Origin of the sequence: Mycolicibacterium sp. MU0053 (assembly GCF_963378095.1) — a bacterium.
Lineage (GTDB): Bacteria > Actinomycetota > Actinomycetes > Mycobacteriales > Mycobacteriaceae > Mycobacterium > Mycobacterium burgundiense.
Window position 1 is genome coordinate 3,286,436 of sequence record NZ_OY726397.1, and the last position, 22,325, is coordinate 3,308,760.

The 22,325-nt window shown below is 68.0% G+C and carries 27 protein-coding genes; 13 read left to right on the forward strand and 14 right to left on the reverse strand.

The genetic code is table 11. The annotated features are described in order from the left end of the window. The first annotated feature begins 9 nt into the window (after window positions 1-9). Both RCP80_RS15375 and RCP80_RS15380 read left to right on the forward strand, forming a co-directional pair. Window positions 10-690 (forward strand): amino acid ABC transporter permease, encoded by a 681-nt coding sequence (locus RCP80_RS15375; RefSeq protein WP_308478495.1) that lies wholly within the window; start codon window positions 10-12, stop codon window positions 688-690. Next, window positions 687-1,553 (forward strand): amino acid ABC transporter permease, encoded by an 867-nt coding sequence (locus RCP80_RS15380; protein WP_308478496.1) that lies wholly within the window; start codon window positions 687-689, stop codon window positions 1,551-1,553. The genes RCP80_RS15375 and RCP80_RS15380 overlap by 4 nt, the downstream gene beginning before the upstream one ends. Before the next feature lie 9 nt (window positions 1,554-1,562). Here the strand turns inward: RCP80_RS15380 and recX are convergent, their stop codons facing one another. The 5 genes from recX to RCP80_RS15405 all read right to left on the reverse strand — a co-directional run bounded on the left by recX (window position 1,563) and on the right by RCP80_RS15405 (window position 5,354). Further along, window positions 1,563-2,120, reverse strand: coding sequence for a recombination regulator RecX (recX, locus tag RCP80_RS15385; RefSeq protein WP_308482863.1), 558 nt, complete (start codon window positions 2,118-2,120; stop codon window positions 1,563-1,565). Then, a complete protein-coding gene (gene recA, locus RCP80_RS15390; RefSeq protein ID WP_308478497.1) occupies window positions 2,089-3,150 on the reverse strand; it encodes a recombinase RecA in 1,062 nt (353 codons plus the stop codon). Before recA ends, recX begins: the two co-directional genes overlap by 32 nt. Before the next feature lie 145 nt (window positions 3,151-3,295). Further along, window positions 3,296-3,982: an alpha/beta hydrolase gene (locus RCP80_RS15395; protein ID WP_308478498.1), complete on the reverse strand. Its 687-nt coding sequence runs from the start codon at window positions 3,980-3,982 to the stop codon at window positions 3,296-3,298. 4 nt (window positions 3,983-3,986) lie between these two features. Continuing rightward, entirely contained in the window at window positions 3,987-4,181 is a 195-nt protein-coding gene (locus RCP80_RS15400) for a DUF3046 domain-containing protein (protein WP_308478499.1), read from the reverse strand. Between the two features lie 9 nt (window positions 4,182-4,190). After that, on the reverse strand, window positions 4,191-5,354 hold the full coding sequence (locus RCP80_RS15405) for a glycosyltransferase (RefSeq protein ID WP_308478500.1): 1,164 nt from the start codon (window positions 5,352-5,354) through the stop codon (window positions 4,191-4,193). Between the two features lie 35 nt (window positions 5,355-5,389). Here RCP80_RS15405 and RCP80_RS15410 point away from each other — a divergent pair, with 35 nt between their 5' ends. Next, window positions 5,390-5,830, forward strand: coding sequence for a limonene-1,2-epoxide hydrolase family protein (locus RCP80_RS15410; protein ID WP_308478501.1), 441 nt, complete (start codon window positions 5,390-5,392; stop codon window positions 5,828-5,830). Window positions 5,831-5,883: 53 nt separating this feature from the next. Next, entirely contained in the window at window positions 5,884-6,303 is a 420-nt protein-coding gene (locus RCP80_RS15415; RefSeq protein ID WP_308478502.1) for a DUF5313 domain-containing protein, read from the forward strand. A gap of 4 nt (window positions 6,304-6,307) precedes the next feature. Here RCP80_RS15415 and pspM read toward each other — a convergent pair whose 3' ends face one another. From pspM to pgsA, 4 genes are all read right to left on the reverse strand, one after another. Then, entirely contained in the window at window positions 6,308-7,129 is an 822-nt protein-coding gene (gene pspM, locus RCP80_RS15420) for a phage shock envelope stress response protein PspM (protein WP_308478503.1), read from the reverse strand. Window positions 7,130-7,161: 32 nt separating this feature from the next. Then, window positions 7,162-7,986: a phage shock protein PspA gene (gene pspA / locus RCP80_RS15425; protein ID WP_308482864.1), complete on the reverse strand. Its 825-nt coding sequence runs from the start codon at window positions 7,984-7,986 to the stop codon at window positions 7,162-7,164. Window positions 7,987-8,106: 120 nt separating this feature from the next. Then, window positions 8,107-8,439 carry a transcriptional regulator ClgR gene (clgR, locus tag RCP80_RS15430; RefSeq protein WP_308478504.1) on the reverse strand — a complete coding sequence of 111 codons (333 nt, stop codon included), beginning with the start codon at window positions 8,437-8,439 and terminating at the stop codon, window positions 8,107-8,109. Window positions 8,440-8,526: 87 nt separating this feature from the next. Beyond that, on the reverse strand, window positions 8,527-9,099 hold the full coding sequence (pgsA, locus tag RCP80_RS15435; RefSeq protein ID WP_308478505.1) for a CDP-diacylglycerol--glycerol-3-phosphate 3-phosphatidyltransferase: 573 nt from the start codon (window positions 9,097-9,099) through the stop codon (window positions 8,527-8,529). 98 nt (window positions 9,100-9,197) lie between these two features. Here pgsA and RCP80_RS15440 point away from each other — a divergent pair, with 98 nt between their 5' ends. Continuing rightward, entirely contained in the window at window positions 9,198-9,710 is a 513-nt protein-coding gene (locus tag RCP80_RS15440; RefSeq protein ID WP_308478506.1) for an amino-acid N-acetyltransferase, read from the forward strand. A gap of 62 nt (window positions 9,711-9,772) precedes the next feature. Here the strand turns inward: RCP80_RS15440 and RCP80_RS15445 are convergent, their stop codons facing one another. Then, window positions 9,773-12,349, reverse strand: a complete 2,577-nt coding sequence (locus RCP80_RS15445) for an FtsK/SpoIIIE family DNA translocase (protein ID WP_308478507.1) — start codon at window positions 12,347-12,349, stop codon at window positions 9,773-9,775. Between the two features lie 230 nt (window positions 12,350-12,579). On the opposite strand from RCP80_RS15445, the gene RCP80_RS15450 reads away from it, so the two are divergent. The 5 genes from RCP80_RS15450 to RCP80_RS15470 all read left to right on the forward strand — a co-directional run bounded on the left by RCP80_RS15450 (window position 12,580) and on the right by RCP80_RS15470 (window position 16,079). After that, complete coding sequence (locus RCP80_RS15450) at window positions 12,580-12,894, forward strand: putative quinol monooxygenase (protein ID WP_308478508.1); 315 nt, start codon at window positions 12,580-12,582, stop codon at window positions 12,892-12,894. Then, window positions 12,894-13,715, forward strand: coding sequence for a mycofactocin-coupled SDR family oxidoreductase (locus RCP80_RS15455; protein ID WP_308478509.1), 822 nt, complete (start codon window positions 12,894-12,896; stop codon window positions 13,713-13,715). Before RCP80_RS15450 ends, RCP80_RS15455 begins: the two co-directional genes overlap by 1 nt. A gap of 12 nt (window positions 13,716-13,727) precedes the next feature. Continuing rightward, complete coding sequence (locus tag RCP80_RS15460) at window positions 13,728-14,600, forward strand: SAM-dependent methyltransferase (RefSeq protein WP_308478510.1); 873 nt, start codon at window positions 13,728-13,730, stop codon at window positions 14,598-14,600. A gap of 88 nt (window positions 14,601-14,688) precedes the next feature. Then, entirely contained in the window at window positions 14,689-15,759 is a 1,071-nt protein-coding gene (locus RCP80_RS15465; protein WP_308478511.1) for a hypothetical protein, read from the forward strand. A 68-nt stretch (window positions 15,760-15,827) separates the two neighbouring features. Beyond that, entirely contained in the window at window positions 15,828-16,079 is a 252-nt protein-coding gene (locus RCP80_RS15470) for a hypothetical protein (protein WP_308478512.1), read from the forward strand. Between the two features lie 7 nt (window positions 16,080-16,086). On the opposite strand, the gene RCP80_RS15475 is transcribed toward RCP80_RS15470, so the two are convergent. Next, complete coding sequence (locus tag RCP80_RS15475) at window positions 16,087-16,224, reverse strand: hypothetical protein (RefSeq protein ID WP_308478513.1); 138 nt, start codon at window positions 16,222-16,224, stop codon at window positions 16,087-16,089. 169 nt (window positions 16,225-16,393) lie between these two features. Here RCP80_RS15475 and RCP80_RS15480 point away from each other — a divergent pair, with 169 nt between their 5' ends. Genes RCP80_RS15480 through RCP80_RS15490 form a run of 3 tightly spaced genes read left to right on the forward strand, consistent with a single transcriptional unit; the run spans window position 16,394 to window position 18,907 of the window. After that, the gene (locus tag RCP80_RS15480) at window positions 16,394-16,738 is read left to right on the forward strand and encodes a hypothetical protein (RefSeq protein ID WP_308478514.1); all 345 of its coding nucleotides are present in this window, start codon (window positions 16,394-16,396) and stop codon (window positions 16,736-16,738) included. Between the two features lie 49 nt (window positions 16,739-16,787). Continuing rightward, window positions 16,788-18,257 carry a sensor histidine kinase gene (locus RCP80_RS15485; RefSeq protein ID WP_308478515.1) on the forward strand — a complete coding sequence of 490 codons (1,470 nt, stop codon included), beginning with the start codon at window positions 16,788-16,790 and terminating at the stop codon, window positions 18,255-18,257. After that, window positions 18,242-18,907, forward strand: a complete 666-nt coding sequence (locus RCP80_RS15490) for a response regulator transcription factor (protein WP_308478516.1) — start codon at window positions 18,242-18,244, stop codon at window positions 18,905-18,907. Before RCP80_RS15485 ends, RCP80_RS15490 begins: the two co-directional genes overlap by 16 nt. A 6-nt stretch (window positions 18,908-18,913) precedes the next feature. Here the strand turns inward: RCP80_RS15490 and RCP80_RS15495 are convergent, their stop codons facing one another. Genes RCP80_RS15495 through thyX form a run of 3 tightly spaced genes read right to left on the reverse strand, consistent with a single transcriptional unit; the run spans window position 18,914 to window position 22,283 of the window. Continuing rightward, the gene (locus tag RCP80_RS15495) at window positions 18,914-20,590 is read right to left on the reverse strand and encodes a ribonuclease J (RefSeq protein ID WP_308478517.1); all 1,677 of its coding nucleotides are present in this window, start codon (window positions 20,588-20,590) and stop codon (window positions 18,914-18,916) included. A gap of 7 nt (window positions 20,591-20,597) precedes the next feature. After that, window positions 20,598-21,500, reverse strand: a complete 903-nt coding sequence (gene dapA, locus RCP80_RS15500) for a 4-hydroxy-tetrahydrodipicolinate synthase (protein WP_308478518.1) — start codon at window positions 21,498-21,500, stop codon at window positions 20,598-20,600. 33 nt (window positions 21,501-21,533) lie between these two features. Next, window positions 21,534-22,283, reverse strand: coding sequence for an FAD-dependent thymidylate synthase (thyX, locus tag RCP80_RS15505; RefSeq protein WP_308478519.1), 750 nt, complete (start codon window positions 22,281-22,283; stop codon window positions 21,534-21,536). Between the last annotated feature and the right edge of the window lie 42 nt (window positions 22,284-22,325).

Consider the following 22,325-nt stretch of genomic DNA (forward strand, 5'->3'; position numbering starts at 1 on the left):
GGGTAGCCAGTGGAGGTTCTGACCGAATACCGCGAGCAGGTGCTCGCGGCGTTCCTGGTGACCATCAAGCTGACGCTGTACTCGGGCCTGGGCGCGTTGGTACTCGGGACGGCGCTGGCCGCGATGCGGCTGGCGCCGGTACCGGTCCTCAACTGGATCGGCACCAGCTACGTCAACGTGGTGCGCAATACCCCGTTGACGTTGATCCTGCTGTTCTGCTCCTTCGGCGTGTCCCAGACGCTGGGGTTCACGCTGGTCGAGGCGGGCTCGCCAACCTCGGTCGCCGACAGCAACTTTCGCCTGGCGGTGTTGGGCCTGGCCGTCTACACGGCCTCGTTCGTGTGTGAGACGGTCCGATCGGGCGTCAACACCGTGCCGCTCGGCCAGGCCGAGGCGGCCCGCTCCCTCGGTTTCACCTTCAGCCAGAACCTGCGAATAGTGTTGCTGCCACAGGCGTTCCGCGCGGTGATCATTCCGTTGGGGTCGGTGCTGATCGCGTTGACCAAGAACACCACGATCGCCTCGGCGATCGGGGTGGCCGAGGCGGCGCTGCTGATGAAGGAAATGATCGAGAACACCGCGGCGCTGGTGGCGGTCGGCACCATCTTCGCGATCGGCTTCGTGGTGCTGACGCTGCCGATGGGGTTGTTCTTCGGCTGGCTCAGCAAGCGGATGGCGGTGGCGCGATGAGCGGCGCGACGGTCCTGTTCGACGCCCCGGGCCCGCGGGCGCGGGTCCGCAACCACATCGCGACCGCGGTCACCGTCGCGGTGTTGGCGCTGATCGCCTGGGTCGGCTATGCCGCACTCGCGGACAAGGGCCAGTTGACGGCCGAGAAGTGGCAGCCGTTCCTGACCGGCAACCTGTGGCGGACCTACGTGCTGCCCGGCATCCAGGGCACGCTGACGGCCGCCGCGATCTCGATTGTGCTGGCGCTGGTACTGGGCCTGGTGCTCGGCGTGGGCCGGCTGGCCCCGAATGCCGCGGTGCGGTGGGTCTGTTCGGTGCTCGTGGAGTTCTTCCGCGCGGTGCCCGTGCTGATCATGATGATCTTCGCGTACTTCCTGTACGCGCAGTACGGGCTGTTTCCGTCGCAGCAGGTGGCGCTGGCCGGGGTGATCACCGGACTCACGCTCTACAACGGTGCGGTGATCGCCGAGATCGTGCGCGCGGGGGTGCACTCGCTGCCGCGGGGGCAGGCCGAGGCGGCCGCGTCGTTGGGCCTGACCTGGGGTCAGACCATGCGTTCCATCCAGTTGCCGCAGGCGATCACCGCGATGCTGCCGGTCTTGATCTCGCAGTTGGTGGTGGTGCTCAAGGACACCGCGATCGGCTACCAGATCACGTTCGTCGAGATGGTCCGACAGGGCACCGTGGTCGGTTCCGCATACGGCAACTACATTCCGGCGCTCATCGTGATCGCGGTGTTGATGATCGCAGTCAACTTTGCGCTGTCCGCACTCGCAGTGCGGGTCGAGCGCCGGCTACGGCAGTCCCGCCGGGCCCCCGAGCCGATGGCCGCCGAGCAGCGCACCGAACAGCCCGGGGATTGACCGGGAGCACTAGACCCGGCGTCGGTCCCGTTCGGCCGCCAGTTCCGCGGTGACCACGTCGAAGGCCATGCCCTGCTGATAACCGCGGCGGGTCAGCATCGCGACGAGCCGGCGGGTGATCTTGGGATCGTCGCCCTCGGCCAACCGGTCGCGGCGCAACTTGGCCCGCACCAACTCCTCGGCACGTTGGCGTTCGGCGCCGGCATCGATGTCGGCCAGCGCCGCGCTGATCACCTCGTCGTCGACGCCCTTGGTGCGAAGTTCGGCCGCCAGCGCGCGTTTGCCCTTGCCGGCGTTGATCCGGCGCGAGCGCACCCACTGCTCGGCGAAGTCGGCGTCATCGATCAGGCCCACCTCGGCCAGCCGGTTCAACACCGCCCCGCTGATCTCGTCGGGATACCCGCGCTTGCTCAGTTGTTCGGTGAGTTCGGCGCGGGTGCGAGCCCGCACGGTGAGCAGGCGCAGACAGACTGCTCGCGCCTGCTCCGCGCGCTTGACCGGGTCGGCCTGTTCGGCCGACTCGGCCTCGGCGGGATCAGAAGTCGACGGGGGCGGGCAGGACGTCACCGGTTGAGCCAACGCTCGCATCATCGGTCAGCACGGCGCCGATGCCGAGCTTCTCCTTGATCTTCTTCTCGATCTCCACGGCCGCGTCCGGGTTGTTCAGCAGGAAGTTGCGCGCATTCTCCTTGCCCTGCCCCAGCTGCTCGCCCTCGTAGGTGAACCACGATCCGGACTTGCGGATGAAGCCGTGCTCGACACCCATGTCGATGAGCGAGCCCTCCTTGGAGATGCCCTTGCCGTAGAGGATGTCGAACTCGGCCTGCTTGAACGGCGGCGCAACCTTGTTCTTGACGATCTTGGCGCGGGTGCGGTTACCCACCGCGTCGGTGCCGTCCTTGAGGGTCTCGATCCGTCGGACGTCGATGCGCACCGAGGCGTAGAACTTCAAAGCCTTTCCGCCCGTTGTCGTTTCCGGGCTGCCGAACATCACCCCGATTTTCTCGCGCAGCTGGTTGATGAAGATCGCGGTGGTGCCTGAATTGCTCAGCGCGCCGGTGAGCTTCCGGAGCGCCTGGCTCATCAGGCGGGCCTGCAGGCCGACGTGGCTGTCGCCCATCTCGCCCTCGATCTCGGCGCGCGGGACCAACGCGGCCACCGAGTCGATGACCAGGATGTCCAGCGCACCGGAACGGATCAGCATGTCGGCGATCTCCAGGGCCTGCTCGCCGGTGTCGGGCTGGGACACCAACAGCGCATCGGTATCCACACCGAGCGCCTTGGCGTACTCGGGGTCCAGTGCGTGCTCGGCGTCGATGAACGCCGCGATTCCGCCGGCGGCCTGCGCGTTGGCGACCGCGTGCAGTGCCACGGTGGTCTTACCCGAGGATTCCGGGCCGTAGATCTCGACCACGCGACCACGCGGTAGGCCGCCGATACCCAGCGCGACATCCAGCGCGATGGATCCGGTGGGGATCACCGAGATCGGCTGGCGCGTTTCGTCGCCGAGCCGCATCACCGAGCCCTTGCCGTGACTCTTCTCAATTTGCGCGAGAGCAAGCTCGAGGGCCTTCTCGCGATCGGGGGCCTGCGCCATGATGTTCCTCCGGTAGTCGTTTCGGTGACCGGTGTTCGGTCGGTTGGCAGTGACGCTAGATCAGCCCTCCGACAAATCTCGTCGGCCGAACATTCACCACAATAACGAACAGGTGTTCGAGTGCAAGTTAGGCGCGCCGCGCGTGTCAGGCGAGGCCGTCGAGGACGCCGGCGAGCTCGGCGGGTCGCGACAAGAACGGCGAGTGACCGCCCCCAAGCTCGATGACCGCGGCACCCAACCGGTCCGGCGCCACCCGTCGTGACCAGTCCGGATTCACAATCCGGTCCTCGGCGCAGACGATGTAGGTCGACGCCCCGGCGGGCAGCGGATCGTCCGTCCACACCTGCCGGGCCGGCCCGTAGGCCTGCGGGCGCAGCCGCGCCAGGGCGGCGGCCGCGATGTCCGGCTCGCAGTCCTGGTAGAGCAGCGTGCGGGCCAGTTCGTGGTCGCTCCAGGTGGTGCAGCCGTCCGCCCGGCTCAGTCCGCGCAGATATGCCGGATCGGTCAAGCCGCCGTCGCGCTCCTGATCGGCCTGGCTGCGCCCGGCCTCGGGCAGCATCGCGCACAGGTACACCGCGTGGCGCACCGTCCGGCGCTGCGCCACCAGCGGCACCACGTGGCCGCTCAGCGAATGCCCGACCACGATGTGGTCGTCGTCGGGACCCATGGCCGCGATCACCGCGTCGGCGTAGTCGGCGAAGGTCGCCGTGGGGACGTCGATCGGCAGGTCGGGGGCCACCACCCGGTGCCCGCGTCGCTGCAGTTCCGGCGTCAGCCGCTCCCAGCACCACGCGCCGTGCCAGGCGCCGTGCACCAGGACAACGGTGCTCATGTTTTCACCACTGGTCGCGGGGCACGTCGAAGTCGGCACACAACGCGCGCCAGACCTCGCGTGGTTCGACCCCGTCCTCGATGGCTTGCGCGGCGGTTCGCCCACCCACGCCGGTCAGGACGTGGTCGACGAGCAGCGAGGCACCCCGCACCTCGCCGAATTGGTCGGTGACAAGGACGTGGAACTCGGTCAACCGCACGCGACGAATCTACCGAACTACTTCCTGGCACACCCGTACCGGATCGGCGACCTCGGCAGCCGAGGCACCGGCGGCGCGGGCGGCCTCGGCGTAGCGCGGGGCGGCCAGCACTTCCCGGACGGCCGCCACCAGCGCCTCGGCGGTCAACGGCCGGACCAGCTGCGCACTGCCCTGGCGCACAACGCGATTGGCCATCTCCCATTGATCGCCGCCACCCGGAACCACCACCATGGGTACCCCGGCCAGCAGGGTCTTGGCCACGATGCCGTGTCCGCCACCGCAGATCATCAGGTTCGCACCGGTCAGCAACCGGTCCTGGCGTCCCAGCCCGACCACGGCCCACGGCGGGACCTCGAGATCCGCTCCCCCGAGCCGCGACACCGCCACCCGGGTCCCGGCGGGCAGGCCGTCCCCGGGGACCAGGCACTGCAGGGCCAGCTCGGCCATCCCGGTGGTCCCGGTGGTCGCCGTCGACGGCGCGACCACGATCAGCGGCCCGTCCCCGGCCGGCGGGGTGAGCACCTGCGAGGTCGGCTCGAAGTGCAGCGGACCCACCACCACCGCCTCCGCGGGCCAGTCCGGCCGCGGCACCTCCAACGCCGGCAGGGTCGCGATCAGCCGACGCAGCGGACCCGGATCGCGGGCGGGCAGACCGATACTCACCCGCGCCGCCGAGCGCTGCGCCAGACCCGCCTGCCAGGACCGCGCGGTCAGCTTGCGCATGACCGCATCGCGCAACCGGCCCCGCAACCCGGTGCCCGGGGCCAGCCCGCTGCCGATCGGCGGCAACCCCTTCGACGGCAGGTAGAGCGGGTGCGGGTTGAGTTCCACCCACGGAATGCCGAGCAGTTCCGCGGCCATCCCGCCGCAGGCGGTGATGACATCGGAGACCACCAGATCCGGTGCGAGCTCCGCGAGCTGTGGCGCATTGAGCACCGCCATCCGGGCGGCCCGGCGGTGGATCTTCTGCCCCGCGTCGGTGTCGTCGTCCTCCTCGGTGGGATCGAGTCCCAGCAACTCGGTCGCCGCGAGGCCGGCCGTGCGCGCGGTCTCGAGCCACTCGACGCCGGTGAACAACGTGGGATCGGCGCCGGCGGCCTGCAATTTGAGGCACAGCGCGATGGCTGGGAAGGAATGACCGGGATCGGGGCCGGCGACCACGGCTACGCGCATCGCCACAGCCTGCCACAGCGCACTAAGCTGACCCCATGACGGAGCAGAGCACCGATCTGGAAGCCGAAGCCAACATCGCCATCGTGGAGAAGTTCTTCTCTGCACTCCGCGACAAGGACCTCGACACCGCCGATTCACTGCTGGCCGACGGGCTGGTCTATCAGAACGTCGGACTCCCAACGATTCACGGTCGCCGGCGTGCCATCAAATTGTTCGCCGGCATGCAGCGACCCAGCATGGGCTTCGACGTCAAGATCCACCGCAGCGCGGCCGACGGGCCCACCGTGCTCAACGAACGCACCGACGCGATCACCGTCGGCCCGGTCCGGGCGCAGTTCTGGGTATGTGGCGTCTTCGAGGTCCACGACGGCCGGATCACGCTGTGGCGCGACTACTTCGACTTCTTCGATATCACCAAGGGCCTACTGCGCGGCCTGCTGGGCGTGGTCATCCCGGCGCTGCGGACCACGCTGTGACGGATCGCACGTCGCACGCGGTTGTAACATTGTTGTAACATTTGGTTAAGACCATGACTGATAACAACGCCGCGCCGACCAAGCCGAATCCCTTGCAATACGTCCGATATTGCTACGGCGGTCGGCTGCCCAACTCGATGCGCGACTGGGTGCGCCACGACCTGGCGGGCAAGGGCGCCACCCGTCGCATGATGGTTCGGATGTTCATCCCGGCGGTGCTGATCCTCGCGCCGTTCTGGCTCATCCCCACCACGCTGTACGTGCACCTGGGCATGACGCTGCCGATCCTGATTCCGTTCGTGTACTTCTCGCACGCCTTGAACAAGGTGTGGCGGCGGCACATGTTGCGCACGCACGGCCTGAACCCCGGGTTGGTCGACGAGATCTCCCGCCAGAAGAAGGCGCACGTGCACCAGGCGTACGCGGACAAGTACGGCCCGCGCATCGGACCGCCGTCCAGCCACGACGTGTGAGCTGTCAGGCCTGGCGCAGCTGACCTAGTTCGTCGAACGCCTGCGCCCAGCCGAGCAGCCGGTCGGTCGCGTCGGTCAATTCGCTGCGATAGCGGTGCTGCGAGGCCAGCAGTTGCGGTGACGGCGCCCCGCCCCCGTTGGCCGCCGATACCAATTGCGCTGCGGCGGTGACCATCTCGTTGTACTGACGGACACCGATGCCCAGTTGCGCGGTGTAGGCGTTGATGGTCGGCGCGAGGTAGGCCCGGGAGTTGGGCGCGGTGGTGGCCGCCTGCTCCATCGACACCACCTGCGCCGCGGTGGCCGCCATCGCGGTCGCGGTCTGGTTGGCCACCGCGGTCAGATCCTGCACCTCACCGACCGGCAACAGATTGCCGCGTTCCATCACGCTCAGCAGCGAGAACAGGCCGCGCTCCGAGGCGCCCAGGGCGTACATCGCCGGGCGCGCGGCCGAACCGTGCGGCGGCAGCCGCCGAGTGGCGGCCGGCCGCTTCGGCGGCAACGGCGTCGAGCGCAGCCACCGGTATCGCAGGAACGCCAGCGTGGCCGGGAACGCCGCGCCGGCGGCCAGCAGTCCGGGGATCAGCAGCGCCCAGGCGGGCGTGCTCCAGGTTGCCAGCAGCACCGTCACCAGAATGCAGAACAGGGTCGCGAAGGTGAACAGCAGTCCGATCCGCAGCGCCCATTTGCGCTTACGCAGCAACCGGGCGCGCGGGTCGGCGGCCAAGCTGAGTTTGTGGGCGACCAGGTCGGCGGCCTCGCTGGCGCCGTCGATCCCCCGTTGCAGCACCGCTCGCCATTGCTTGGTTAGAGGCTTGACCGCCATCGTTCTACCTTCATTCGCACTGGCCAGCTCAGCTACTGACTGAGCGGCTTATCGGGGGCGGCCTCAGCGGCCGGTGTCGCGGGGGATGCCTGCGGGGTGCCGGACGTGGTCCCGGTCGTCCCCGAGGTCAATGACTCGCCGCGCATGGAGGCCCGGATCTGCTCGAGCCGCGAGTGCCCGGCCATCTCCACGCTGGCCTGCTGCACCTCGAGCATGCGGCCCTGCACCGAATTCTGTGCCAGTTCGGCCTCACCCATGGCGTTGGCGTAGCGGCGTTCGATCTTGTCGCGGACCTCATCGAGGCTCGGCGTGTTGCCCGGCGCGGCGATCTCGGTCATCGACCGCAGCGACGCGCTGACCTGCTCCTGCATCTTGGCCTGCTCGAGCTGGCTGAGCAGCTTGGTCCGCTCGCTGATCTTCTGCTGCAGCACCATCGCGTTCTGCTCGACGGCCTTCTTGGCCTGACCGGCGGCCTGCAGCGCCTGATCGTGCAGCGCCTTGAGATCCTCGACGCTCTGCTCGGCGGTCACCAACTGCGCCGCGAACGCCTCGGCGGCGTTGTTGTACTCGTTGGCCTTGGTGGCGTCGCCGTTCCCGACTGCCTGGTCGGCGAGCGTGATCGCCTGCCGGACGTTGGCCTGCAGCTTCTCGATGTCGGCGAGCTGCCGGTTGAGGCGCATCTCGAGCTGACGCTGATTGCCGATCACCTGGGCGGCCTGCTGGGACAGGGCCTGATGCTGACGCTGAGCCTCCTCGATGGCCTGCTGAATCTGGACCTTCGGATCGGCATGCTCGTCAATCTTCGAATTGAACAGCGCCATCAGGTAGCGCCATGCCTTAACGAACGGATTGGCCATGAGTGTCATGCCGCCTAACGTTGTCGGTGGTGTCTGGTGTGACTCGACCTGCGCAGACCAATTTATCGGTTCGGCGGCGTTCGCCACACTCCCCTACTCGAAAATCGAACGTGGCGCCGATCAGGCCACTGCCATCGCGACCGGCTTGACCGGCGGGATGACGACCTTGGTGCTGGCGTCGATGCGCGCGGCGCCACCGGCGCCGGGTTCGGCGTGTTCGTGGTGGGCCATCTGCTCGCCGGCGTCGGTCAACACCAGCGACAGCGGAATGTCCAGCGCCGAGCAGATCGCGCTGAGTAGCTCGCTGGAGGCCTCCTTGCGGCCCCGTTCGACCTCAGAGAGGTAGCCGAGGCTGACTCGGGCGGAGTCAGACACCTCGCGCAGGGTGCGGCCCTGGGCCGTACGGGCACGACGCAGCACGTCTCCAACGACCTCCCGCAGCAACAACGTCATCGTGTCTCCTTTGCTCCGCGGGGACGGCGCGTCGACAGGGACGGCGCGCCCAGCGCGGACTTCGTCGGGCTCTGTGGTGATCAACGTCTACGACGTCGCGTTTGGTTCCCGGGGAGCCCGGCGAAAATCCCGGATCGCCGAGACCAGATAGTCGATGCCGGTCCACACCGTGAGCAAGATCGCCAGCCCCATCACGACCGAGGCCGTGGTGTGCCAAACCGTGGGCCAGGCGTCCAGCGGTAGCACGAACAGTCCGATACCGACGGCCTGCACCAAGGCCTTGAGCTTGCCGCCGCGGCTGGCCGGGATCACGCCGCGGCGCAGCACCGCGAATCGCAGCACCGTGATGCCGATCTCGCGCACCAGGATGACCACCGTCACCCACCAGGGCAGGTCGCCCAGCATCGACAGCCCGATCAGCGCCGAACCGATCAGCAGCTTGTCGGCGATCGGATCGGCGAGCATGCCGAACTCGGTCACCATGTTGTATTTGCGGGCCAGCTGACCGTCGAGCCGGTCGGTAATCACGGCGACCGTGAAGATCGCGAAAGCCGCGATGCGGTTCGCGAATTCGTGACCGTCGCCGGCGAAGAGCACCAGCAGGAAGACCGGAACCAGCACGAGCCGCAGTGCGGTCAACAAGTTAGCGGCATTGACCACGGAAGGGCGCCGGGCCGCCGGTTCAATTTCAGGGTGCCCCGACACCGCAATAGAATATCGGTGGCGTCTAAGAGCCCGGCACCCGATACTGTCCACCCGTGAACGAGCCGCAATCCACCGCCCCGACAGTGCGTCGCGCCCGCACCTCCGACGTGCCGGCGATGAAGCGTCTCGTGGACACCTACGCGGGCAAGATCCTGCTGGAAAAGAACCTGGTCACGCTGTACGAAGCGATCCAGGAATTCTGGGTCGCCGAGCTCGACGGCGAGATCGTCGGCTGCGGCGCGCTGCACGTGATGTGGTCGGACCTGGGTGAGGTCCGCACGGTGGCCGTCGATCCCAAGGTCAAGGGCCGCGGGGTGGGCCACGCGATCGTGGCGAAGCTGCTCGAGGTCGCCCGCGAGCTGCAGCTCGAGCGGCTGTTCGTGCTCACCTTCGAGACCCGGTTCTTCAGCGCGCACGGCTTCCGCGAGATCGACGGCACCCCGGTGACCGCCGAGGTGTACGAGGAGATGTGCCGGTCCTACGACATCGGCGTCGCCGAGTTCCTGGACCTGAGCTACGTCAAGCCCAACATCCTGGGCAACACCCGGATGCTGCTGATCCTGTAGCCGAAACTCACCCTTGGGCCGGAAAGTCCGAATGGATTCCGGCATTTCGCCGATCTCGGTACCTAAAACTCCGGCTCGTCGTCGGTGTCGGAGTCCTCGGCCGCGCGGCCGCTGTCGCCGCGGATCAGCGCCAGCGTCGAGGCCAGCTCGTCGGGCTTGACCAGCACCTCGCGTGCCTTGGACCCCTCGGACGGCCCGACGATGTCGCGTGTCTCCATCAGGTCCATCAGCCGGCCCGCCTTGGCGAACCCGACCCGCAGCTTGCGCTGCAGCATCGAGGTGGAGCCGAACTGCGAGGACACCACCAGCTCGACGGCCTGCAGCAGCACGTCCAGGTCGTCACCGATGTCGGGGTCGACGTCCTTGCGCTCGCCGCCGGGCTTGGCGGCGGTCACGCCGTCGGTGTAGTCGGGCTCGGCCTGGTCCTTGCAGGCCTCGACGACGGCCTGGATCTCCTCGTCGGTGATGAACGCGCCCTGCAGCCGGATGGGCTTGTTGGCGCCCATCGGGAGAAACAGGCCGTCGCCCATGCCGATCAGCTTCTCCGCGCCCTGCTGATCGAGGATGACGCGGCTGTCGGTCAGCGACGACGTCGCAAACGCCAGCCGCGACGGCACGTTCGTCTTGATCAGCCCGGTCACGACGTCCACCGAGGGGCGCTGGGTGGCCAGCACCAGGTGGATGCCGGCCGCACGGGCCTTCTGGGTGATCCGCACGATGGCGTCCTCGACGTCGCGGGGCGCGGTCATCATCAGATCGGCGAGCTCGTCGACGATGGCCAGGATGTACGGGTAGGGCTTGTATTCCCGCTTGCTGCCCAGCGGGGCCGTGATCTCGCCGGAGCGCACCTTCTCGTTGAACACGTCGATGTGACGCACCCGGGAGGCCTGCATGTCCTGGTAGCGCTGCTCCATCTCCTCGACCAACCAGGCCAACGCCGCCGCGGCCTTCTTCGGCTCGGTGATGATGGGGGTGATGAGGTGCGGGATGCCCTCATACGGCGTCAGTTCCACCATCTTCGGGTCGATCAGGATCATCCTGACCTCCTCGGGGGTGGCCCGCGCCAGCAGCGAGACCAGCATCGAGTTGACGAAGCTGGACTTACCGGAACCGGTGGATCCGGCCACCAGCAGGTGCGGCATCTTGGCCAGGTTGGCCGAGATGAAGTCGCCCTCGATGTCCTTGCCGAGTCCTATCACCAGCGGATGGTGGTCGCGCCGGGTGCTGGGCGCGGTCAGTACATCCGCGAGCCGGACCATCTCGCGGTCGGTGTTGGGGACCTCGATACCCACCGCGGACTTGCCCGGGATGGGCGCGAGCATGCGCACGCTCTCGGTGGCCACCGCATAGGCGATGTTGCGGTGCAGCGCGGTGATCTTCTCCACCTTGACGCCGGGGCCGAGTTCCACCTCGTAGCGGGTGACGGTGGGTCCGCGGGTGCAGCCGGTGACGGCGGCGTCGACCTTGAACTGCTGCAGCACCGAGGAAATCGACTCGACCATCGCGTCGTTGGCCGCGCTGCGCCGCTTCGGCGGATCGCCGGCAATCAACAGATCCAGCGGCGGCAGCACATACGGGCCCTCCACCACGCGGTCCACCACCGCGACCGCGGCCGGTTCGGGGGCGGTCTTGGCGGCCGGCTTGCGCTTGCGCGGCTTGGCGGCCACCGCGGGCTCCGGAATGGTCGGCGGGTCGTCGAGGCCCACGGCGGTCTCGTCGTTCAACGGGTAGTTGTCGTACGGCGTTCCGCCCGGCCACCTCTGTGGCTCATCCTGATACGCCGCGGGGTCGTCGTAATAGCCGTCGGAGAAGTCTTCGGTATCGCGCTGTCCCGCTTCATCTTCGGCGTACTCGTCGTACTCATCGTCGTAGTAGTCGTCGTACTCGCGGTTGAAGCGGGTGCTGAACATGTGGTGCAGCGTGGCGGGCACCTCGCGGATGGTGGTGCCGGTCAGCAGCAGTAGCCCGAAGACCACGCCGATGAACAGCAGCGGTGCGGCGATCCAGACCGTCAACCCGTCCGACAACGGTCCGCCGATCGCGAAGCCGAAGAACCCCGCCGCACCCTGGCGGGCGCTCGGGTCCTCTGGTGAACCGGACCACAGATGCCACAGTCCCAGGGCCGGCAACGCCACCATCGCCACGCCGAGGATCAGCCGGGGCCGCGCCTCCGGATCGGGCGCGGTGCGCATCAGCGCGATCGCGACGGTCGCGACGGCGATCGGCAGCAGCATCACCGACGAGCCGACCATGGTGCGCAGCACCTCGTCGATCCACGCCCCCACCGGCCGCGCCGCGTCGAACCACGAACTGGCAGCGATGACACCGGCGATCCCCAGAAGGGCCAGCGCGATGCCGTCGCGCCGGTGGCCCGGTTCGATATCACGGGCCCGGCCCACCGACCGCGCGGTACTGCCGGCACCCCGCGCCAGCATCAACCAGGTGGCCCGCGACGCCCGCCCGACGGCGACACCGGCCGCCGCCACCGGCGACGGGCCGTGTTGGGGCCGACGCGCCGGCGCCTTCTTACGTGGCGGGGCGGGCCGCTTGGACCGCGCGGCCGACTTCGAACCGGCCCCCGACCGCGCCCCTGACCTGCCCGTTTTCGCGCCGGAACGCGCAGCGGTCTTACTTGCCATGGGCCCAAGCCTAGTCGCAACTACCTCATCAGCACCATCCGCCACACTGGTCACGAACGGGTGTCCGCGAGGTCGCTGCGCACCCTGAACCCGGTCTGTGGCCGAATCGTTATCGGCTCGTGGCCGTCCTGGGCCGCGTCCACCCCCGCACCGGCTGCACCCATCCGCGCCGGAGTGCCGCCGCCCGGTTAGGGTGTGGGACGTCACATCACCTCATCGAGGAGACCCGCATGCCCGTTGTTGTCGTCGCCACCATGACCGCCAAGCCCGAGTCGGTGGACGCCGTCCGGACCGCGTGCACCGAGGCGATCGCGGCGGTCCACGACGAACCCGGTTGCCAGTTGTATGCGCTGCACGAGACCGACCGCACCTTCGTGTTCATCGAACAGTGGGCGGACGCCGAGGCGCTCAAGACGCACAGCACCGCACCGGCGGTGGCCAAGATGTTCGGCGCGATCGGCGAGCATCTCGACGGCGCACCCGACATCAAGATGCTGACGCCGGTCGTGGCCGGTGATCCCGCCAAGGGCCAACTGCGCGCCTGATGGGCACCAGTCTCAGCGGTAAGACCGCGTTCATCACCGGCGCCGCCCGCGGGCAGGGCCGGGCGCACGCGGTCAAGCTGGCCTCCGAGGGCGCCGACATCATCGCCGTCGACCTGTGCGGCCAGATCGAGTCGGTGCCCTATCCGTTGGCCACCCCCGACGACTTGGCCGCCACGGTCAAACTGGTCGAGGAGACCGGGGCGCGGATCGTGGCGGTCGAGGCCGACGTCCGCGACCGCGACGCCCTCAAAGCAGCACTGCGCACCGGCACCGCCGAACTCGGCGACCGCCTGGACATCGTGATCGCCAATGCCGGCATCGCACCGATGGCCGCCGAGGGCGCCTGGCAGGACGTCATCGACGTCAACCTGACCGGGGTCTATCACACGGTCGACGTGGTGATGAAGCCGATGATCAAGTTCGGCAACGGCGGGTCCATCGTGCTGACCAGCTCGGTGGCCGGCCTGGTTGGCCTGGGTTCCCCGGTAGCGGGCTCCGTCGGGTACGCCGCCGCCAAGCACGGCATCGTCGGACTGATGCGTGTATACGCCAATGTCCTTGCGCCCTACCGGATTCGGGTCAACTCCGTGCACCCGGCCGGGGTGGACACCCCGATGATCGACAACGACTTCACCCGGTCCTGGCTCTCCGGCCTGGCGCAGCAGAGCGAGGGCGGTCCGGATATGGGCAACGCGCTACCGGTGCAGACGCTCGACGTCGAGGACATCGCCAACGCGGCGTACTACCTCGTCTCCGATGCCGGCCGCTATGTCACCGGCGTGGCGCTGCCCGTCGACGCCGGGTATGTGAACAAGCGCTGAGAGACTGCTCCGGTGCCCCGAAACGCTCCAGCACAGACGGCCTTTGGCCCGATGGCACTCGCGGCGGTCGAGCACCACGAGCCGGTCGATCGGCGCCTCCTCGATGATGATCTGGCGGCCTCCTTCCTGCCCGCCCATCTGCGGGCGATCGTCGCGGCGACCCGAGCCACCCCGCTGCGTAACGCGCTGATCCGAAGTTCGGAGCGCAAAGCCCCCGGGATGTGGGCCAGCATGATGTGCCGCAAGCGGTTCATCGACGACCGGTTGTCCGACCCGCTCAACGAGTTCGACGCCGCGGTGATCCTCGGTGCCGGCCTCGACACCCGGGCCTACCGGATCGCCCGGCACAGCAATCTGCCGGTCTTCGAAGTCGATCAGCAGGTCAACATCGACCGCAAGCGGGTCGCGGTCAACCGCACGCTGGGCGCCATGCCGCCGTCGGTGCGGCTGGTCGCGGCCGACTTCGAACACGACGACGTCATGGGCGCGCTGTCCGCCCACGGTTACAACGCCGCCCAGCGCACCTTCTTTGTCTGTGAGGGCGTGACGCAGTACCTGCACCCGCACACGGTTACCGCGCTGTTCGAGCAGCTTCGCGCCGCAGCGACCGGCAGCCGGCTGATCTTCAGCTATGTGCGACAGGATTTCATCGACGGCACCAACTACTATGGTGCCCAGGCCTTGCACAAGAAATTCCTGGGATCACAACCGTTGTGGCACACCGGGTTCAAGCCCGAACTCCTGCACGAGTATCTCGGCGAGCACGGTTGGCGACTCATCGAGCAGGCCGGACCGAGCTACTACCGCGACATCTACATCCGCCCCGCCGGACGTGATCAGGTGGCTTCGACAATCGAATGGACGGCCCACGCCGAGTTGCCCTAGCGACGGGTGAAGCTACTACCACCTGGGTACACCTTCGTTACAGGTTGCAAATTCGGCTACGAGGCAGGGGTGCAGAAGTGGCGGCGCGGTGCAGACGCTGACGGTAGGTTTGGTCGCCGATCCCGGTTTGTCCACCACGATCGTCGACTCGCTGGCCGCGGAGCTACCAAGGAAATTCGCCGAGCAGATCAGCGACCGTATCCACTGGAAGGTCGAAACCCACACCCGCGCCCTGCCGCTGGACGAGCAGGGCAACGTCGAGGTGTGGGAGCACAGCGACCGCTTGATGCGTCAGCAAGGTTGGGATCTGTTCGTCTCCGTGACGGAGCTGACCCGGCGGTGGGGCGAGACGCTGGTGGCTTCCGATACCAACAAGACCTACCGCGCCGCGGTGATATCACTTCCCGCCCTGGGGCCGATCCGGTTGCGGCACCACGTCACGAAGTCGATCGTGCGAGTTGTGCACGTCCTGTTCGATTCGGAGGGCTCGAACACGTACCGGCCAGGCCGCTCGCGGCCCTCCCCCTTGCACCCGACCCGCGAAGAGGTCGCCGACGACAGCAGCGGCCGAAATGTGGTGGTGGAGCTCAGTCCGGTACGTGGTCGACTCCGGCTGGTGCTGGGCATGGTCCGGGTCAATCGTCCGTGGCGACTGTTGCCGAGCCTGTCGAGCGCCATCGCGGCCGCGGTGGCTGCCGCCGCATTCGGCGTGTTCTACTCCAGCATCTGGAACATGGCCGATTCGATGAGTGGGACGCGATTGGCCATCATCAGCGTGGTGGCGATCATGTCCATGATGCTGTGGCTGATGCTCTACAACGGGCTGTGGGAGCGTCCCCGCGACCTCGATCAACGCAGCAACGCCGCGCTGTACAACACCGCCACGGTGCTGACGTTGGCAGCGGGGGTGACAAGCATGTACGTCCTGCTTTTCACGGTCGTGCTGCTGGGCTCGCTGATCATCGTTCCGCCGGACTACCTGGAGTCGGTCCTGGCTCACCCGGCGAGCTGGCGCGATTACACCGAACTCGCATTGTTGGCAAGCTCGTTGGGGACGTTCGCCGGGGCACTGGGATCCAGTTTCGAAAGCGACCGCGCCGTCCGCAGTGCCATGTACGGGAAACGGGAGCAGGAGCGGCACGCCAGGACGACGCGCTGAATTGGCGGCTTAGGTCGCGACGACTATGGGAATAGCTCCCTGCAGAAGCCACCGAGCCGGGAGGACTCATGACGATCTCGCCCACCGATGTGCGGCGGTTACTCGCTGCGCCGGACACCGACGCGCTGCTGGTCTTGATAGAGGGGCGCACCGAGGTCATCCCCGCCGCCGCGCTGGACTCCGACGAATTTCGGGGTGCCTTGACCGTGACGTCCCGGACGGAATTGATCGACCGCGTCGGCTCCGCCGACCCGACCGAACATGAGGTGAGCGAACAGGCGGCGAGCCTGGACGCCGAGATCGCGAACCTCGGCGCCTGATCACGCGTCAATTCGTCTCGCCGGTCTCCGCCGAGTCGTCGGCGCCTTCCGCTTGATCCGGTTGCGGTGCGGCCCGCTGCTGCAGCATTTCCGGATCCCCGTCCGGGTCGTCGTGCTCCTCACCGCGTCGGTGTTTGCCGGCCATGCCACCGCCACCTTTCGGGCTCGCGCGTCGGGTTGTCGCGTCCTCCGGGATTGCCCTCCGCGAAGACGCCTCAAACGCTGCAGGGCCGGCCGGCCGCGGGTAGCCCAGATGAGAACGCTCTCATCTGAGTCTCACCTGGGTTCCACGGCGCACCAGCACTGTGGGCATCATGCGCGTTCTACTGATGTGTCTGGTGGCGCTGGCCGTGGTGGCCGGCGCCGGTGTCGCGGTGGTCTCGTTGCAGCCGAGTGCCGCCGAAGAGCCGCTGCGGCCCATCCGGGTGCAAGCCCCGCACCAGCCGGACCCCTCGGGCGCCGACGCCCCGCCCACCGCGGCCACCCCGGTCCCCCGGCCGCGGCACGCCCATGCCGGTCCCCCGGATGTGCCGCCGCCCCCGCCGGCCATCCAGACGATCAACCCGCCCGCGCCGGCGACCGGCGGTCCGCCGCACCACGACTGGGCCGACGACGATGATGATGATTGGGACGACGACGATTGGGACGACGACGACTGAGACGACTGATCCGGTGGCCGCGGCACCCCGGGCGGGCAAGATGGCCACCATGAGCCAGGCCCCCAGCACATCGAGGTGGAGTCGGATCCTGCCGAGCGCAGCCCGGACCCGCATCATCGCCTGGGTCCTGCTGCTGGTGATGGCGGCGCTGGGCATCGTGACGCTGGCCACCTGGCTGCTGCTGAAATCGAGCATCAACGCGCGGATGGACGAGGCGCTGCGCGTCGAGGTCGAGGAGTTCGGCGAACTCAGCGCGCCGGGGGTCAACCCACGTACCGGCGAACCGTTCGCCAGCATCGACGAGGTGATCCACGAGGCCATCGCCTACAACATCGCGCGACCCAACGAGAAGTTCCTCGGCTACGTCGACGGCGTCTACCGCACCCAGAGCCGCCAGGAACCCGGCGCCACCGAAGTGCTCGCCCAGGACGAGGTGTTCGGCCGGCGAGTCGCCACGGTCACCGAACCCACGGCGGGCCTTTACGAGCACCCGAGCGCCGGCGAGGTCCGCTACCTGGCGATCCCGGTCTCGCTCGACGGCGACGACTCGCGCGGGGTGATCGTGGCGGCCTACCTCGGCGACGCCGAACGCGAGGCCGCCGACAACGCCGCCCGGATGCTGCTGCTGGTCGGATCGGTGACGATGGTGGGCGCCGCCGCGGGCGCCTGGCTGCTGGCCGGGCGCGTCCTGCATCCGCTGCGCGACGTCGTCGCCACCGCGCACACCATCACCGACACCGACATGTCGCAGCGCATCCCGATGCGCCGCGGCGGCGAACGCGACGAGATCAACGAACTGGTGGCCACGCTCAACGGCATGCTCGACCGCATCGAGGCCGGCATCGCGGTGCAACGGCGTTTCATCGACGACGTCGGCCACGAGTTGCGGACCCCGATCACGATCGTCCGCGGCCACCTCGAGGTGCTCGACCCCACCGACGCCGAGGACATCGCCGCGACCGTCGCGCTCGTCGACGACGAGCTGACCCGGATGAACCGGATGGTCTCCGACCTACTGGTCCTCGCGCACTCCGAGCAGCCGTCGTTCCTGCAACCGGAGCACACCGACGTCGCCGTGCTCACCGAGGACGCCTTCATCAAGGTCTCCCGGCTGGCCGAGCGCAACTTCGTCCTGGAAACCACCGCGGACGTGACGGCGGTCTTGGATCCGCAGCGCATCACCCAGGCCCTGGTTGCGTTGGCCGACAACGCAACTCGGTTCACCGCACCCGGTGCACGGATCGGGGTGGGGTCACAGTTGTCCGGCGGCTGGCTGCGATTCTGGGTCTCCGACTCCGGCCCCGGGGTCAGCCCGGCCGATCAGGCCCGCATCTTTGACCGGTTCGCACGCGGCAACGGCCGGCACTCCGGCGACGGGGCCGGGCTGGGCCTGTCGATCGTGCGGGCGATCGCCGTCGCGCACGGCGGCGACGTCCTGCTCGACAGCGTGCAGGGGCGCGGTGCCACGTTCAGCATCACCATTCCCGCAGTCCTGGAGGACCGATGGCCCGCATCCTGATCGCCGAAGACGAGCCCAGAATCTCGTCGTTCATCCGAAAGGGGCTGACCGCGAACGGCTTCACCGTCACCGAGGTCACCGATGGAGCGTCTGCCTACGATTACGCCCGCACCGGCGAGTTCGATCTGATGGTGCTCGACATCGGACTGCCGACCATGGACGGTTTCGAGGTGCTGCGCAGGTTGCGTGCCGAAGCCAATCAGCTTCCGGTGGTGATGTTGACCGCGCGCACCAGCGTCGCCGACACCGTTGCGGGCCTCGAGGGTGGCGCCGACGACTACATGCCCAAACCGTTCCGCTTCGAGGAACTGCTGGCCCGGATACGGCTGCGGCTGTCCACCGAACGGGTCAGCGAACTGACGGTGTTGTCCTACGGTGGACTGAGCCTGGATCTGCGCACCCGCCGCGCCCGGGTGGACGGGCGCACGATCGACCTCTCGGCGCGCGAATTCGCGCTTGCCGAAACGTTCCTACGCCACCCCGGGCAGGTGTTGTCCCGCGAACAGCTGCTGAGCCAGGTGTGGGGTTACGACTACGACCCGGGCTCCAACGTGGTGGACGTCTACGTCCGGTATCTGCGGCGCAAACTCGGACCGGAGCGCTTTGTCACGTTGCGCGGCATGGGTTATCGCCTCGACGCGTTGCCGTGACGCGCGCTAGATCTCCAACACGGTCGGCACGATCATGGGTTGGCGCCGATAGGTTTCACCCACCCACTTGCCGACCGCACGCCGCACCGCCTGGGCGACCCGTCCGGAATCCGTGACGCCCTCGGCCGCCAACTTCTCCAATTCGGCTGCCACCTTCAGGGTGGCCGGTTCCAGCGCCTTGGGATCCTCGGAGAAGCCGCGCGCGTGCAGATGCGGGGTCGCCGCGGGCTTGCCGGTGCCGCGGTGCACCACCACCGTGATGGCGATGAATCCCGAGGACAGGATCAGCCGCTCGCCGAGGGTGGCATCGCCGACATCCCCGGTGATCAGACCGTCGACGAACATCTTGCCGACCGGTACCGCGCCGGCAATGGAGGCGACCCCCTTGACCAGGTCGACGCTGACCCCGTTCTCGGCCAGCATGATGTTCTCTTCGGGCACCCCGGTGCTGACCGCGAGCTTGGCGTTGGCCCGGAGGTGCCGCCAGGTGCCGTGCACCGGCATCACGTTGCGGGGCCGCACACCGTTGTACAGGAACAGCAACTCGCCGGCGTAGGCGTGGCCGGAAACGTGTACGCGCGCTTGGCTGTTGGTGACGACACGGGCGCCGATCTTGGCCAGCGCGTCGATCACGCCGTATACCGCTTCCTCATTACCGGGTATCAGCGAACTGGACAGCACGATCAGATCGCCGTCGGTCAAGGTGATGCTGCGGTGCTCGCCGCGCGACATCCTCGACAGTGCGGCCATCGGCTCGCCCTGGGTGCCGGTGGTCACCAACACCACCCGGTCCGGCGGCAGTTCCTCGGCGGCGCCGATGTCGATGACGTTGTCGTCGGCCACGGTCAGGAACCCGAGCTCCTTGGCGATGCCCATGTTGCGGACCATCGAGCGGCCGACGAAGGACACCTTGCGCCCCAATGCGACTGCGGCATCGACGATCTGCTGCACGCGGTCGACGTTGGAGGCGAAACACGCGACGATCACCCGGCCGTCGGCGCCCCGGATGAGGCGGTGCAGGGTGGGCCCGATCTCGCTCTCGGACGGACCGACCCCCGGATGCTCGGCATTGGTGGAGTCGCACAGGAACAGATCGACCCCCGCATCGCCGAGCCGCGACATGCCGGGCAGGTCGGTGGGCCGACCGTCCAGCGGTTGTTGGTCGAGTTTGATGTCGCCGGTGTGCAGGACCGTCCCGGCGCCGGTGTGCACGGCGATCGCCAGCGCATCCGGGATCGAGTGGTTGACCGCGAAGTACTGGCATTCGAAGACCCCGTGCGTGCTGCGCTGCCCCTCGGCCACTTCGACGAAGATCGGCTTGATGCGGTGTTCGCGACATTTGGCGGCCACCAACGCCAGCGTGAACTTCGAGCCGACGACGGGGATGTCGGAGCGCAGCTTGAGCAGGAACGGGATGGCCCCGATGTGGTCCTCGTGGGCGTGCGTGAGCACCAGCGCCTCGATGTCGTCGAGACGGTCTTCGATGTGGCGCAGGTCGGGCAGGATCAGGTCGACACCCGGCTCGTCGTGGCCCGGGAACAGCACACCGCAGTCGAGGATCAACAACCGGCCGAGGTGTTCGAACACCGCCATGTTGCGGCCGATTTCACCGATGCCGCCGAGCGCCGTTATCCGCAGCCCGCCGGCCGCCAGGGGTCCGGGCGGTGCCAAATCCGTATTCATGGTGTTCCTATCGAAGCAATGCAGCGGCCCGCAATTCAGCGGTCAGCGCTTGGAGTTGCTCGTCGGTGGCCGGGACTTGCGGCAAACGCGGGTCGCCCGCGTCGAAGCCTTGCAGCCGCAGCCCGGCCTTGGACATGGTGACGCCGCCGAGGCGGTATTGCGCGGCATTGAGCGGTCCGAGGGCCACGCTGGTCTTGCGTGCGGTACCGATGTCGCCGGAGTTGAACGCCGACCACATTTCGCGCAGCTGGGCCGCGGCCAGGTGGCCCCACACGCTGATGAAACCGACTGCGCCGACCGCCAGCCACGGCAGGTTCAGCGCATCGTCGCCGGAGTAGTACGCCAGCCCGGTCTCCGCCATGATCTGGGCGCTGCCGTGCAGGTCGCCCTTGGCGTCCTTGACCCCCACGATGTTCGGATGCTCGGCCAGTAGCCGCATGGTGTCCCATTCGATCGGGACGACCGAGCGCGGGGGGATGTCGTAGAGCACGTTCGGCAGGTCGGTGGCGTCGGCGACGGCGCGGAAATGCGCCAGCAAACCGCTCTGCGGGGGCCGCGAGTAATAGGGCGTGACCACCAGCAAGCCGTGGGCGCCCGCGGCCGCGCTGCGCCGGGCCAGGCCCACGCTGTGCGCGGTGTCATAGGTGCCGGCACCGGCGATGATGCGCGCCCGGTCCCCGACGGCGTCGAGCACCGCGGAGAGCAGTTCGATCTTCTCGTCATCGCTGGTGGTCGGCGATTCGCCGGTGGTGCCCGAGATCACCAGACCGTCACAGCCCGCGTCCACCAGACGGATGGCGAGCTTCTTGGCGACGGCCGTATCTAGCGCGCCCTTCGAGTCGAACGGCGTCACCATGGCAGTCAGCACGGTGCCTAACCGTGCGCCGACGTCGAATCCGCTGGTGCTCACGGCGTAAGGGTACCGCGCGCAATCAACGCAGTTTCACGCCTCGGTCCCCAACGGGCTGGTGGCCACTTCGGTGCCGTCGGCCTGGGTATGGATGGTGAAATCGGCGAACGCCTGCGGCGCGACAGCTACCAATTGCCGCAAGCATTCGATGGCCAGCCGACGGATCTCCACGTCGGCTTGTTCGCTGGCACGCATCGCGATGAAATGCCGCCACGCCCGGTAGTTGCCCGTCACCACGATGCGGGTCTCGGTGGCGTTGGGCAGGACCGCACGCGCGGCCTGGCGCGCCTGTTTGCGCCGCACGGTGCCGGCCGCGCCGGCCAGTTTCTCGTCGAGTTTGGTCAACAACTCGGTGTAAGCCGCGCGACTGGCATCGGTCGCGGCCAGGAACAACCGTTCGAGTTCCGGGTCGCCGTCGATCCCGGGCGGCAGCACCACCTGCGAATCGTTTTCGGGCACATACCGCTGCGACAGCTGCGAGTAGGAGAAGTGCCGATGCCGGATCAGTTCGTGCGTGCAGGATCGCGAGATTCCGGTGATGTAGAAGCTGACCGAGGCGTGTTCGAGCACCGAGAGGTGGCCGACATCGATGATGTGCTTGAGGTAGGCGGCGTTGGTCGCGGTGCGCGGATTCGGCTTGTCCCAGCTCTGGTAGCACGCCCGCCCGGCGAACTCGAGCAGCGCGGGTCCGCCGTCGGCGTCGGTGCTCCACGGCACGTCCGGCGGCGCGGTGAACTCCGTCTGGGCGATCAGCTGCACGCGCAGCGGTGCGGTCTCGGCCACGCGGTGAGCCTAACGCGGCGGGTCGCCGGGTTGCCGGAGGTG

Excerpts from the sequence above, each read along its gene's own strand:
- RCP80_RS15405 (WP_308478500.1), bottom strand. The coding sequence starts at position 5,354 with ATGCGCGTAGCCGTGGTCGCCGGCCCCGATCCCGGTCATTCCTTCCCA.
- RCP80_RS15450 (WP_308478508.1), top strand. The coding sequence starts at position 12,580 with ATGCCCGTTGTTGTCGTCGCCACCATGACCGCCAAGCCCGAGTCGGTG.
- RCP80_RS15395 (WP_308478498.1), bottom strand. The coding sequence starts at position 3,982 with ATGAGCACCGTTGTCCTGGTGCACGGCGCCTGGCACGGCGCGTGGTGC.
- RCP80_RS15480 (WP_308478514.1), top strand. The coding sequence starts at position 16,394 with ATGCGCGTTCTACTGATGTGTCTGGTGGCGCTGGCCGTGGTGGCCGGC.
- RCP80_RS15485 (WP_308478515.1), top strand. The coding sequence starts at position 16,788 with ATGAGCCAGGCCCCCAGCACATCGAGGTGGAGTCGGATCCTGCCGAGC.
- RCP80_RS15470 (WP_308478512.1), top strand. The coding sequence starts at position 15,828 with ATGACGATCTCGCCCACCGATGTGCGGCGGTTACTCGCTGCGCCGGAC.
- RCP80_RS15490 (WP_308478516.1), top strand. The coding sequence starts at position 18,242 with ATGGCCCGCATCCTGATCGCCGAAGACGAGCCCAGAATCTCGTCGTTC.
- RCP80_RS15495 (WP_308478517.1), bottom strand. The coding sequence starts at position 20,590 with ATGAATACGGATTTGGCACCGCCCGGACCCCTGGCGGCCGGCGGGCTG.
- RCP80_RS15415 (WP_308478502.1), top strand. The coding sequence starts at position 5,884 with ATGACTGATAACAACGCCGCGCCGACCAAGCCGAATCCCTTGCAATAC.
- RCP80_RS15455 (WP_308478509.1), top strand. The coding sequence starts at position 12,894 with ATGGGCACCAGTCTCAGCGGTAAGACCGCGTTCATCACCGGCGCCGCC.
- RCP80_RS15475 (WP_308478513.1), bottom strand. The coding sequence starts at position 16,224 with ATGGCCGGCAAACACCGACGCGGTGAGGAGCACGACGACCCGGACGGG.
- RCP80_RS15410 (WP_308478501.1), top strand. The coding sequence starts at position 5,390 with ATGACGGAGCAGAGCACCGATCTGGAAGCCGAAGCCAACATCGCCATC.
- RCP80_RS15380 (WP_308478496.1), top strand. The coding sequence starts at position 687 with ATGAGCGGCGCGACGGTCCTGTTCGACGCCCCGGGCCCGCGGGCGCGG.
- RCP80_RS15445 (WP_308478507.1), bottom strand. The coding sequence starts at position 12,349 with ATGGCAAGTAAGACCGCTGCGCGTTCCGGCGCGAAAACGGGCAGGTCA.
- clgR (WP_308478504.1), bottom strand. The coding sequence starts at position 8,439 with ATGACGTTGTTGCTGCGGGAGGTCGTTGGAGACGTGCTGCGTCGTGCC.
- pspM (WP_308478503.1), bottom strand. The coding sequence starts at position 7,129 with ATGGCGGTCAAGCCTCTAACCAAGCAATGGCGAGCGGTGCTGCAACGG.
- pspA (WP_308482864.1), bottom strand. The coding sequence starts at position 7,986 with ATGGCCAATCCGTTCGTTAAGGCATGGCGCTACCTGATGGCGCTGTTC.
- recA (WP_308478497.1), bottom strand. The coding sequence starts at position 3,150 with ATGGCGCAGGCCCCCGATCGCGAGAAGGCCCTCGAGCTTGCTCTCGCG.